The 13,056-nt window shown below is 42.5% G+C and carries 13 protein-coding genes; 3 read left to right on the forward strand and 10 right to left on the reverse strand.

From position 1 onward, the window contains the following. Positions 1-58: 58 nt before the first annotated feature. A complete protein-coding gene (locus tag GQF63_RS12555) occupies positions 59-2,806 on the reverse strand; it encodes a TonB-dependent receptor (RefSeq protein WP_160369581.1) in 2,748 nt (915 codons plus the stop codon). A gap of 176 nt (positions 2,807-2,982) precedes the next feature. Here GQF63_RS12555 and GQF63_RS12560 point away from each other — a divergent pair, with 176 nt between their 5' ends. The 3 genes from GQF63_RS12560 to GQF63_RS12570 are packed head-to-tail and all read left to right on the forward strand — an operon-like array spanning position 2,983 to position 5,612. Beyond that, positions 2,983-3,630, forward strand: coding sequence for an ABC transporter ATP-binding protein (locus GQF63_RS12560; protein WP_160369582.1), 648 nt, complete (start codon positions 2,983-2,985; stop codon positions 3,628-3,630). Position 3,631: 1 nt separating this feature from the next. Further along, on the forward strand, positions 3,632-5,128 hold the full coding sequence (locus GQF63_RS19785; RefSeq protein WP_246163513.1) for an ABC transporter permease: 1,497 nt from the start codon (positions 3,632-3,634) through the stop codon (positions 5,126-5,128). Position 5,129: 1 nt separating this feature from the next. Continuing rightward, positions 5,130-5,612: a hypothetical protein gene (locus tag GQF63_RS12570; RefSeq protein ID WP_160369583.1), complete on the forward strand. Its 483-nt coding sequence runs from the start codon at positions 5,130-5,132 to the stop codon at positions 5,610-5,612. Here GQF63_RS12570 and GQF63_RS12575 read toward each other — a convergent pair. From GQF63_RS12575 to GQF63_RS12615, 9 genes are all read right to left on the reverse strand, one after another. Then, positions 5,609-6,322: a 16S rRNA (uracil(1498)-N(3))-methyltransferase gene (locus tag GQF63_RS12575; RefSeq protein ID WP_160369584.1), complete on the reverse strand. Its 714-nt coding sequence runs from the start codon at positions 6,320-6,322 to the stop codon at positions 5,609-5,611. The two genes, GQF63_RS12570 and GQF63_RS12575, sit on opposite strands and share 4 nt — an antisense overlap. Before the next feature lie 9 nt (positions 6,323-6,331). After that, the gene (locus tag GQF63_RS12580; protein WP_160369585.1) at positions 6,332-7,645 is read right to left on the reverse strand and encodes a hemolysin family protein; all 1,314 of its coding nucleotides are present in this window, start codon (positions 7,643-7,645) and stop codon (positions 6,332-6,334) included. Then, positions 7,635-8,162, reverse strand: a complete 528-nt coding sequence (locus GQF63_RS12585) for a hypothetical protein (protein ID WP_160369586.1) — start codon at positions 8,160-8,162, stop codon at positions 7,635-7,637. The genes GQF63_RS12580 and GQF63_RS12585 overlap by 11 nt, the downstream gene beginning before the upstream one ends. 6 nt (positions 8,163-8,168) lie before the next feature. Next, complete coding sequence (locus GQF63_RS12590) at positions 8,169-8,711, reverse strand: inorganic diphosphatase (RefSeq protein ID WP_160369587.1); 543 nt, start codon at positions 8,709-8,711, stop codon at positions 8,169-8,171. Between the two features lie 6 nt (positions 8,712-8,717). Then, entirely contained in the window at positions 8,718-9,377 is a 660-nt protein-coding gene (locus tag GQF63_RS12595; protein ID WP_160369588.1) for a DedA family protein, read from the reverse strand. Between the two features lie 87 nt (positions 9,378-9,464). After that, positions 9,465-9,878: an HIT family protein gene (locus tag GQF63_RS12600; protein WP_160369589.1), complete on the reverse strand. Its 414-nt coding sequence runs from the start codon at positions 9,876-9,878 to the stop codon at positions 9,465-9,467. Between the two features lie 178 nt (positions 9,879-10,056). Further along, on the reverse strand, positions 10,057-10,530 hold the full coding sequence (gene greA, locus GQF63_RS12605; protein WP_160369590.1) for a transcription elongation factor GreA: 474 nt from the start codon (positions 10,528-10,530) through the stop codon (positions 10,057-10,059). 136 nt (positions 10,531-10,666) lie between these two features. Further along, on the reverse strand, positions 10,667-11,377 hold the full coding sequence (locus GQF63_RS12610; protein ID WP_160369591.1) for a response regulator transcription factor: 711 nt from the start codon (positions 11,375-11,377) through the stop codon (positions 10,667-10,669). Between the two features lie 16 nt (positions 11,378-11,393). Continuing rightward, entirely contained in the window at positions 11,394-13,052 is a 1,659-nt protein-coding gene (locus tag GQF63_RS12615) for a sensor histidine kinase (protein WP_212592569.1), read from the reverse strand. Positions 13,053-13,056 lie beyond the last annotated feature (4 nt).

Below are 13,056 nucleotides of genomic sequence, written 5' to 3' on the forward strand. Positions count from 1 at the left end.
TTTCAACAAAGAAAACGTTTACTAATGTACTCTTTGTTAGGTGTTTATTAATTTTTTGTTAAAACTTATAGGATAAACCCAGGCTAAAATCAACCCCACGTTTGTAACTCTCCAAAAGGAAATCGGGCTGCCCATTACTGAATTCACGTAATAATTTACGCTCTGGATTTAAGATGTTTTCGGCCTTTACATTGATACCAATCTTCTTTTTAAGGGTACTCTGCAAGACGAAATCTAAGCTTGGTATGCCCTTTTCAATAATGTTCTGATAACCGGCAGTACCGATGGAATACACGCGATCGGCAAAGTAATTGAACACTACCGACGGTTGCAGATCCAGGTTGCGCATGTGCATTTTATAGGATAAATCGGCGTTCACCAATACGGGTGATGCCCCTTCCAGCTTGTCTTTATCGTTAGAGAATCCTCCTTTTTCGCGAATCAGGTTTTGCACCGAATGTAGATAAGCCACATTCAAACCTCCTGATAGCACATTGGTACCATACGTATTCTCAGACTTGATTAGGTCTTTCTTCACTTCCAATTCAACCCCATACACCTGGGCATCTTTACCTACGTTTAAGAAGGTCAGGGTATTCCCTGCCGAAGGTACTTCCACGCGGGAAATAGGATCGTTAATTTTCTTGAAGAAGGCTGTAACAGCGACTAACTCGCCATTTTCTGGATACATTTCCCACTTCACATCCGCATTATAGGTCGTCGACGGAATCAACTCCGGATTACCCTGAGTGAAGTTATTATTTCCGCGATAACGCATCGGCGCTAGCTCGATAAACTGTGGCAGGGTGTAAGTTTTGCTACCTGACGCACGCACAATCATCTTTTCGTTCAGGTTGTATTTCAAGTTTAAGCTTGGCAAGAAAAAGCCCTTATTCAACTTTGTGAAGTTGTTGGTTGAAAAATCGGGGGTATTGCTCAGGAAGCTGATGGTTTGATTGACCTGATCGTAACGGAAGCCTAAGATGGCGGTAAATGCTTCGCTAAACTGGTATGTTCCGCTGGCCAAGGCACTGTTTACTTGTTTTTTACCACGATAGAAAAAGGGTTTCATTTTCTCGGCCACGGTACTTCCGCCCATATCGGTGCTTAAGTCGAAGTACTTGCCGGCACCCTCTTGGTTTAAGATGGCGTCTACATTATCCATATCGATGGTTGGGAATTCGGCTGCTAGCATCTTATGGTTAAGCTCCCAGAAATCGAAATCACGTTGGGTATGGTTTCCATTATAACCCACTTCAATTTTGCGGTCTAGTCCACCTTCATTGGCTATTTTATAGGCAACAATGGCTTTGGATACCAACCCGGTTTCCGTCATATTCGAGAAATAACGTTGGTTTTCACCGGAACTGTTATAACTGAAGCCTAAGTTGTTGTTTTTAAAGATGAAAGTATTCAACCGACGGTCTGGTTCATTCCCGATGGCGTAGTTAAGGCCTGCGCCTAAATCGGCACTCCAGGTATCATTGAAATTCAATTTACCATGCAATTGGTTGACGAAGATATGGTTGTCATTCACCTGTTGACGACGTCTGTAAACAATATCATTATCCCCATCGCCGGTACCTACGTCGCGACCGTTAAAGTCACGCAGGTCTTGCGTCTGATCGTGGATATACAAGGAGTTAAAGCTTAAAGCATTGTTATCCCATCCGTAGCGTAGGTTTAACATGGCACTCTGGGCTACCTTATATTCATTGGTTACAAACTTCTGGCTCATCAATTCCGACCCGGCATCTGAACTTTGTTGGATAAGGCCATCGTATTTCTTGTACTTCGAATCCATGCTTCCGACGAAGAATAGGCTTAATGGATTATTACCCAGCATAAAACGACGATTTCCTAGGATACGGAAGCTGGAGTTAAACAGGTTGTTCTGCGCACTAGGGTTCCATTTGTTTTTGAAACTGTATTGCGAGAAATCGGTAATATTAGGTTTTGATCCGCCTGGCAGGCTACCGAACCAATTGGTGCCATCAATTCTTCTGAAATTATCAGCGCCTACGGTTTGGGAGTTGCCTCCGCCGGAAATCGCAATTTCTAAGCTGTTGCCTGTAGCTTCTTTGGTAAAGATATCGACGTTCGCACCGGCAACATCCCCTCCTATTTGCGAATTGAAGGTTTTGTTTACATTGATGCTCTGGATTACATCGGAGCTAAAGAAATCTAAGGAGATATTTTTATATAAAGGGTCTTCCGATGGCAAAGGCAATCCGTTTAAGGATGAAGAGTTGTATCTGTCGCCTAATCCACGCACAAATACGTTCTTCGCACCTTCTTGTCTAGATACACCGGCCATTTTTGTTAAGGCTGCACGCGCATCACTAACCCCTTTTCTGGAAAGTTCTTGGGTACCGATCGATTCGACCATTAAGTTGGACTTGCGTCTTTCCTCCAAAAGTGCAAGTTCACTGGCCTTTTCACGACGGCGGGTTACCACCACTTCCTCAATTACGGCATCTTTATTCTTTAAGGCAAAGGATACAAATTCCGTATCGGTATTGCCTAAGGTGAATTTCACCTCTTGCGCATCATAGCCCATGATGCTGGCACGAATTAAATATTCCGAAGCCTTATCTGAAGGTAGTGGAATAAAGAATTCGCCTTTTTCATTGGTGGTCGTTCCTAATGGTGAGTTCGCAATGGTAATCGTTGCGCCCTTTAAAGGTGTGTAGTTTTCGACATCTACAACCACCCCTTTTACGCCATATGCCGCTTGTTGTGCATATGCAACTACCGTTGCAACACAAAGGAGCATGATGGAAACAAATGTTTTAATACAATTCATAGTATGTTAATATTATGTTGCAAAACTATAAGCTAGTTGTTAGGTGAATATTAAGCATCGATTATCTTAATATGAGCCATTTATTAAGTTATTGTTAACGACACTTGTAGGGGAAGATTCCTAGTTAATATTGGGAGAAGCGGAGGAATTGTAGTAAATTGCAACAAAGTAACATTATGGGTGAAATTGTCTTAAGTACTGAAAATCTAGCTTATCAGTACCCGAAAGGGAGCAAGCTGCACTTCGAGGACCTTCGTATTATGCAGCAACAACATACCTTAATATTAGGGGAGTCCGGATCGGGGAAATCAACCTTACTGAACCTGATTGCTGGTTTTTCGAAACCCAGCACGGGAAGAGTAACCATCCTACAGCAGGATCTCTATCAACTTCAGGAAAGCAAATTGGATAAATTCCGGGCGCAACACCTGGGCTTTATATTCCAGGAAGCACATTTGCTGAAAAACCTTACGGTAAGTGAAAACATTAAATTAGCCCAATCTTTGGCTGGCTTGCCGGTGCAGGAAGAGGCGATTATGCACGTGCTGGGCAAGCTGCAACTGGAAGGTCTGGCCCATCGGAAGCCCAATGAGCTGAGCCGTGGTCAGGTGCAACGCGTCGCTATTGCCAGGTCTTTAATCAATAAACCCGCTTTATTGATTGCCGATGAACCGACAGCTTCCCTGGACGATAAAAACACCTTCCTGGTGATTGAATTGATTAAAGCGCTGGCCGATGAACAGGGCAGCACCTTGATTATCTCGACGCATGACAAGCGCTTAAAAGACGAATTCAGTACTAATTATCAACTTTCTGCTTTATAATATGAATATTTTACAATTGGTATGGAAAAACATATCCCAGCAATGGGGTGCCACTTTGCTGAGCATTATTCTTACCGCCTTTGGGGTGGCCATTCTGCTTAGTATTTATATTACCAGCGATAGTTTTGAAAAACAGCTACAGAACAACAGCAAACAGGTAGACCTGGTGGTGGGTGCCAAAGGCAGCCCCCTGCAACTGATTCTGAGCAGCCTTTACCATATTGATAACCCCACGGGGAATATTAAACTGGCCGAAGCCCAGCAATTGGAGAGCAACCCTTTTATAGAGAAGGCGGTGCCGATTTCCTTGGGCGATAACTTTAAAGGACATCGCATTGTGGGCACTGACACCAGCTTTATGGGCCTTTATGCCCTAAACCTTGGCGAAGGGAAATTATGGGCGAAAAGCTTTGAAGTGGTTTTAGGTAGTGAAACTGCCCGTAAACATCAGTTGAAACTAGGCGACCAGATTCATAGTGCGCACGGCTTGGCTGAGAATGCGCATATTCACGATGAACACCCCTTTACCGTGGTGGGGATTTTAAAACCTTCCGGCTCGGTGGTTGACAACCTGATTCTTTGCGACCTGCAGAGTGTGTGGGATGTGCATGGCATTCATCATGATGAGCATGACCATGAGCACGAGCATGATCACGACCATGCCCATGAAGGCGAACATGAGCATAACCATGCCCCTGCAACAAGCGAAGCTGCAAAAACAGAAACAGCCCATGTACATGAGGATCATGAGCACGACCATGATCATGAGCATGGACATGACCATGAGCACGAGCACGCCCATGAGTCTCCTGCCGCTTCTGCGCAAGAAAATGCAGCTAATGCTGATTCGGCAGTTTCCGCAGCTGCTCCAGTTCAGGAAGACAGCATCGTTGCGGAGCGACCGCGCGATAATGCTTTTATAAAAAGTATCGCCGAGGATGTTAAACTCGATGATGGCCTAGAAATTACAGCGCTCTTGGTGAAATACAGCTCGCCGGCAGCAATTGGCGTGATCCCGAAGATGATCAATCAATCGACCAGCATGCAGGCCGCATCTCCGGCCTTAGAAACCGCACGCCTATTCTCCTTATTGGGGGTAGGGATAGATTCCTTGGAAATTCTGGCCTATATTATTATGATTATTGCTGGCTTAAGTGTGTTTATTAGTTTATACAATGCTTTGAAAGACCGGAAATATGACCTGGCGATTATGCGGGCATTAGGCGCTTCCAAGATTAAACTATTTTCGCTACTTATTGTCGAAGGATTGGTAATTACCTGCATTGGGGGCTTGTTAGGCTTGGTATTTGGCCATTTAGGACTGTACTTTATCAGTACGCAAACCAGCCAAAGTGCGGATATTATTCAAGCTTTTAGTATTTACAAAGAGGAATGGTTAATTTTGTTGACGGCTTGCTTAATTGGGGTGTGTGCTTCCATTATTCCAGCCATTAAAGCATATAATACAACGATATCTACCATATTAGGTAATAAATAACATGAAGAAAATCATATTTACCCTTTTACTGTTTACCCTAGGCACCGGCCTCAGTATGGCTCAAATCGGGAATTATGGCGAGCCGCAAGTGCCTGACCATACGCCCATGATGAATAACACCTGGGAAGCCATCGATAAGATGATGTATAAGGTTTCGACAGTAAACAATAAGAAGGTGTACACGCCTTCCTACCCACCGGCCTTAAAGAAGCTGGAAAACACGGTAGTAGAGCTTCCTGGCTATATTGTGCCCCTGGTAAGCGGCCGTAACCACAGTACCTTTATGCTTTCGGTATTGCCGATTACACAATGTCAGTTCTGTGGAACCAATGGGATTCCGCCAATGGTGGAAATCTTTATGAAAAAGGGAACCGTGAAATACTCGGATGAGCCGATCAAAATTAAAGGAAAGATGAAATTCAATCCGGAGCCTTTGAAAGGAAATGCAGAGATTCAGATTTTTGAAGCCGTGTTGATCGATTAACGATTCAACAAGGCAATTTCAAGACAGGCATACAGCGCTGCAGTCTCCGTACGTAGACGCGCCGCACCTAAAGATATAGGATGGAATCCAGCAGCTAGGGCTTGCTGGATTTCTTTTTGGGAGAAATCGCCCTCCGGACCAATCAGGATTAGGTAAGATTTCCCCGCCTGAAATACCTCATTTAAGTACTTTTTCTCCTCATCTACACAATGGGCAATCGCCTTCAAGGCGCTAGAGTCTTGCTGTGCTTCCAGAAAGCGATCAAAGCTAACAGCCTCGTTAATTTGTGGCATATATGCTTTTAAGGATTGCTTCATAGCGGATACCACCACCTTATTCAAGCGATCAACTTTCACGTCCTTACGTTCGGAATGCTCGCTGATGATGGGGGTAATTTCCTGGATCCCGATTTCCGTTGCCTTCTCCAAGAACCATTCAATGCGATCGATGTTTTTGGTTGGAGCCACCGCAATATGCAGGTGGTAAGCAGGCTGTTGGAAGTTTAATTCTACAGAAAGGATGTTGAGCACACAGCGTTTGGGATGATCATCGACAATAGCCGCACGGTATAAGCCACCACGGCCATCGATTAAGGAGATTTCATCGCCTGTAACCAAGCGCAGTACACGGATGGCATGTTTGCTTTCCTCCTCGCTTAATTGATAGCTGGAGGCTGTATTTTCAATATCTGGGGTATAAAATAACTGCACGCTTACCTCTTAATCTTCTTGATCGTCATGAGCGGTTTCAATCAGATCTAACTTCACGTATTCGATATTCTGCTGGGTTTTCTTCATGATGGTGAAGCAATAGCCTAACTCCTCTTTGCTGTCACCGACATCAGGGATACGTTCGAACACATGGCTTACTAATCCGGCAATGGTGTCGTAATCGGAGCTCTCCGGCAATTCCAACGGAAGGTAGCCATTGGCATCATGCACACTTGCACCCGCATCTACCATAAACTCGGTTTCGGAGATTTGCTCTACTACTGGAGTTTCCTCATCATACTCATCTTGGATTTCACCAACAAGCTCTTCTACGATATCTTCTAAGGTCACCATACCAGCGGTTCCTCCGAACTCATCCAGCACGAAGGCGATCTGAATACGCTTCTGTTGGAATTCGGTCATCAAGTCGTTAATCTTCTTGGACTCCGGAATAAAGTAAGGTTTCCGCATAATATTGCGCAGCACCACCTCTTTTCCTTTAACCAAGAGTGGCAAAATATCTTTGGTATGCACCACACCGACAATCTGATCTATATTATCATCGTAAATCGGAATACGGGAGTAGCCCTCTTCCGTTACGGTTTCTATAAATTCCTCGGCACTCTCACTCTGCTCGATGGCGACAATCTTCGTCCGCGGAACCATGATGTTTTTCACCATACGCTCGTTGAAATCGAAGACATTCTTGATCAACTCGTGTTCTGAATTGTTCAAGGCTCCACTCTCCTTCCCTTTCTCCAACAGGTATTGTAATTCTTCTGAGGAATGGCTTGCTTCGTGCGCACTTACCTGAATACCGATCAAGCGCAACAGGAAGTTGGCGAATCCATTCAAACACCAGATAATGGGTCTGAAAATATAATAGAAGAATTGCAAAGGCAGGGCAATACGCATGGTAGTAGCCACTGGCTTCTGGATAGCGATGGATTTAGGTGCTAATTCACCGAATACAATATGTAAAAAGGTAATGATACTGAAGGCCAGCACATGCCCTAGATTAGTTGCTAATTTACCGCTGAGTTCCACGTTGAACCAGCCAAAGATCTGATGCACAATTTGCGTCATCACGGCCTCACCCACCCATCCTAAGGCTAGGGAAGCGAGGGTAATTCCTAATTGGGTAGCTGCAAGGTAGCCATCCAGATGCTCGGTAATATTCTTAGCGATCTGCGCCACTTTACTACCCGATTTGGCTTGTAATTCAATTTGCGAAGCCCGAACTTTTACAATAGCAAATTCAGCTGCAACAAAAAAACCATTAGCCAGCACTAAAAATATAGTCCAAAAAATATCAATTGCCATTAGATAGGTCTTTATTTCCGAATTGTTTTTTGTTTAGTTCAAAACACACTAATATAGCATTTTGAGCGAGAGAAAATTCATAATTATTTTCACTTTTTTTAGAAAGAACTGCCGATAAGGAGAGTTCATCTACGCGAAAAGCCGTAAAAAGCATATTATTAAAGAAAGACACCTTAGGTTTCAAAAAGTTTTTATGAAAGGTATCCATTAGGTTATTTCCTGAGGAAAGCTCCTCCGGCTGCGGAATAGGATAGCCTGAAAGGCCGATATTCCTACATAATGAGGTTGGATAAGCCTCGGCAATATCGCCTGGCTTATCTAACTTCATGATGCTGTTCGAACGATGAATAAGCTCTTCGCAGAGCGGATTCCTAAGAAGATTCGCTGGTGCGAAATCAACAGGATTCAAATGCGTTACTACTAAAGATTCCGTGTTTAGGGCATGCTGCTGAGCGGTTTCACTATTGTTGCGAACTGCTGGCAACCATGCCATGGTTCGGGGCCTATCGTCGTCCATTGCTATTTATTTAGTTCTGATTTCTTTGTTGTATAACTCAACACTCTCCATAATTACATTTTGAGCATAAGAACGGCCATACAAATTCTCGATGGTTACATTTTTACCTTCTAGGGTTTTGTAATCCTGGAAGAAACGTACAATCTCTTTCATGGTGTGTGGAGGAAGTTCCGATAAGTCGTTTAAGTAGTTAACAGACATATCGTGCTTTGCCACGGCAATAATTTTATCATCTTGCTCGCCATTGTCAATCATGTGCATCACACCGATTACTTTCGCTTCGATTAAGCTCATCGGATAGACATCCACAGAACAAAGAACAAGAATATCCAACGGATCCTTATCGTCGCAATAGGTTTGCGGAATAAATCCGTAATTGGCAGGATACATTACTGAAGAAAATAGGACACGGTCCAACTTGATTAATCCACTATCTTTGTCGATTTCATATTTCGCTTTAGAACCTTTAGGAATTTCGATAATAGCATTCACGGAATTAGGCAAGTCATCTCCAGGAGAAACTTGGTGCCAAGGATGTTGTGTACTCATTAAAAATTACTGTTTGTTTATTTCGTCTTTTTTTAGTTTTCTATTTGTCAACCATTTCTTAAGTAAAGCAATTGCAATCGGCAAGAATGCTATCACAATCAATGCTACGATAATGTACTCTACATAGTTAATGATACTTGGAAATTTAATCCCCAAATAATAGCCGGTTAAGGTCAATAAGGACACCCATAAAAAGGCGCCGAATATGTTATAAAATACAAACTTACGAAAGTTAAGTTGCACTACGCCAGCAAATATGGGGGCAAAGGTACGAATAATAGGGACAAATCGACCAATAATTAAAGCTGTTCCGCCATATTTTTGAAAAAACTCCTCCGCCATGATTACATACTTCCGCTTAAAGAGGAAGGAATCCTTTCGTTTAAAAAGCATGGGCCCCGTTCGATAGCCAAACCAATAGCCGGCAAAATTCCCGAGAATCCCGGCAGCGAGTATCCCAAAATAAAGCGTAACGATATCAACGTCGATTTTATCAGCAGCACAGAATAGCCCTGCTAAGAAAAGTAAATAATCACCTGGTAAAAAGAATCCGAAGAAGAGACCCGTTTCTGCGAAAACTATTAAGCAAACGATGTAAAATCCACCGTGACTCAATAGGTATTCCGCGTCTAGCAATTGTTGAAAAGACAACAAGTATTCTTGCATAATAATATTTCAATATTTCCGAAGGCTTGGAAGGGTAAAACAACATGCCTGTTTTCTGCACATTGCTATGCCCGCAGGCCCAGCCTTTTATGATGGATTCGTAATGGAGGAAATTGCTTCGCGAATATTATCTGCGATAGCCGTCATCACTTCACTATCCAATTTTAATTTTGGTCGATCAAAACTCATATCCGACACTTGATTCAACGGAATCAAATGAATATGGGCGTGTGCCACTTCTAAACCTACAACGGCGACACCTACCTTCTTACACGGATATGCTTTCTTAATCCCTTGCGACACGATTTTTGCGAAGACCCACATTCCCATATAGGCTTCATCTTCGATATCGAAGATGTAATCTGTTTCTTTCTTGGGAATGACTAATACGTGGCCTTCTGTTAGTGGATTTACATCTAAAAATGCTAAATAATCATTGCTCTCGGCTACTTTGTAGGCTGGCACCTCTCCAGCAACTATCTTAGAAAATATGGTAGACATAAACTACTTGTATTTTTCGTGAGAAACAAAGATAATAAAATTCTCCACATTTGCATCTTTGAATAATGTCTAAAAGTGGTCATAATTACCGGAAGTAACGCATAAAAAAAGCCCCAAAAAAGGGGCTATATAAGGTAAGGAGTGCGGTTATGGCATACCGCACATAACCTACAATCGATTATCTTGAAATTTCAAGAACTTCCAATTCCATTTGGCCTGCCGGCACTGCAACCGAAGCTACATCACCAACTTGTAAGCCCAATAGCCCCTGTGCGATAGGCGACTTCACCGAAATTCGACCTGCTTTCAGGTCGGCTTCCGTTTCAGACACCAACTGATAGGTCATCACGGCACCGGTCTTTTTGTTCTTGATTTTTACGAAGGATAACGCAAGCACTTTCGATGTGTCTAGATTAGACTCATCAATTACACGTGCTGATGCTAACACTTCTTCTAGTTTTGCGATTTTAGCCTCATGCAAGCCTTGCGCCTCTTTCGCGGCATCATACTCTGCATTCTCGGATAAATCACCTTTATCGCGTGCCTCGGCAATTGCTTTTGCAATATTGGCACGGCCTTCCGTCTTTAGGTATTGAAGTTCTTCCTTCAATTTTACTAATCCTTCTTCGGTGTAATATGTTACTTCTGCCATAATATTAACCTTTACGCTGTTACTATAATTTTAAATTTATAAACAAAAAAAAAGACAAGACCACACTATCCGCAGGGACAACATGGTCTTGTACTTCTTACGAAGTTAAAAAAATTATTTTAATAAAACAAATTTCTTATGATGCGCTTTCTTCCTCTTCCTCACTGATAAAACGATAGCCTAAGCCACGCACAGTTTGCAGGTAATAAGGCTTATCCGGATTGGTTTCTATCTTTTTACGTAGGCGCACAACGTGCATATCTAAGGTACGCGTATTGACATTGGAGCTATAGCCCCACACCACTTCCATCAGCTCTTCACGGGTGATATCTTTCCCTTTATTTTGGAGGAAATGCAAGAGGATTCTATTTTCCAGAATGGTCAATTCGATTTTCTTGCCATCGCGAATCAAGGAGTGCACATTCGGATGATGTTCTGTGTTTCCGAAGTAATACACTTCATTCTGTATCTTCGGCACGAAGAAGCGTACTTTGTTTTCGATCATGGCCACCAGCACGTCCATATTGAAAGGCTTGGTGATGTAATCGGTGACCCCATAGCTGTACGCATCGATTTTATCGATATCCTGCGACTTGGCGGTCATCATGATAATGATATTCTCGAAACCCGACTTTCGGATCGACTCACACACATCGATTCCTTCCTTGCCCGGCAGCATCCAATCTAATAAAACAATATCTGGAGATTGTTCCAATATAATCTTCTCGGCTTCTACGCCGTCACTACATTGGATCACGTTATAATTTTCGGTTTGAAGCCTATGACTTACCAAAAAACGCAAATTATCGTCGTCTTCAACAACTGCAATCGTTATATCTTTATTCATAGTTAAATCCTAAGGGTTATCTTGGAAAGATTAAGGTAAATACGGTTCCTTCACCTTCGTTACTACTTACTTTAATCTCGCCGCCCATAAACTCCGTAATTTCTTTACAAAAGGCCAATCCTAATCCCACACTCCCACTTTGATTGAATTGGTTTTTTACTCTATAAAACTTTTTAAAAATATTCTTTAATTCTGCCTTATTTATTCCGATTCCTTGGTCAGCGAATTGGATCACAAAGCTTTTTTTATTTTGCTCAACACTAATATCAATAAATTTTCTCGAAACTTCGGAATATTTATACGCATTGTCTATCAAATTTTGAAATACCGAATTTAACAAAATTGGATCGGTATACATACTGCTTTCCACCGCAATACGTGAAGTCAGCTTTAAGTCTGGATATTTAATACGTGTTGCATCAAATATTTCTTCACAAAAACTGTTCAAATCCACGTATTCGCCTTTGTATTTTAATGATTTATTTTCTATCTGCGTGAAAGACAGCAATTTATTCATTAAATTATTTAGCTTATCGGCTTCCTGATCCAGAATGCGGCCATACATATGGCGTTCCTGATCGGAAATCTTCTCTGCAGATTTAATATTATTCCCCGCAATTTTAATCACGCTCACAGGTGTTTTAAATTCGTGGGTCAGGTTATTGATAAAATCATACTGCAATTGAAATAACCTGCTGTTAATCGCGATATTCCGGTATATCAGGTATACGATGCACAAAAGAATCGCATACAGCAAAGACAAACCCAACACCACCGGAAAGAACCGTCTATTAATCTCTCCTTGCAAGAACTGTTCCGATGAATCAAATTGCAGCTTATATTCCGATAATGCCCCCGGCAAAGGCATCTCGGTATGAATGTCGCCCTCCTCTTCCATCACGTTCGGATCGGCCACCGCCAAGATCCGGATATTCTCGAACAAACGCGGCTGTACGTTCTCAATCTTGATTTTCAAGGGGTTAATCTTATAGACAAACAAATCCTGATCATATGCAACCGGCAATAAATCCGGATCTTCCATCAGCGCTTTGTAGGCTTTCAAGGTATTAATCCGCGGAATATTCAAATACGTAATCTTCCCCGGCACTGTATTATAAAATATACGATAGATGTCGTTTTCTGTTAAAGAAGTCGAATCATCCAACACATCCAGGAAGTTCACCATCTTAATGGCCATGTTATTGAAGTCGTCCGATGTTGGTCGGGTTTCATTGGCATCAATACGGCTCCGGTGCAGCTTATTGCTATTATCCAGGCTAAAGGCATAGATCGTTTGCGGAAAGATCAGCAGGTTCTGAAAGCGAACCCCGCGCACCGCACTGCTTTGGTTGGTAAACAGCACATCGTAAAACACCACTTCTTCCACAAAAGGATTCTTCCGCAAAATCTTCTCTGCATAGTTTAAGGCATGCACGGAATCCAGATACCCTTGGTAACTGGAAACCTCCGAGATACTATTGTTAAAGAAGTTATTAAAAGGCTTTAGGGTTGCATCGAACACATCCACCTTGCGGTTATTGAATTCCGACTGCACATAATTGGTCATCATTACCCGGCCCAAAAACACCGCAATAATATAGAGAATGGTCAAAAAGGCCACAAAGGCAATCAACAGCCCAATATTCTTCCGATATTTACTCGCCTTTTTCACCATCAAG

This window comes from Sphingobacterium humi (genome assembly GCF_009768885.1).
Classification (GTDB): domain Bacteria; phylum Bacteroidota; class Bacteroidia; order Sphingobacteriales; family Sphingobacteriaceae; genus Sphingobacterium; species Sphingobacterium humi.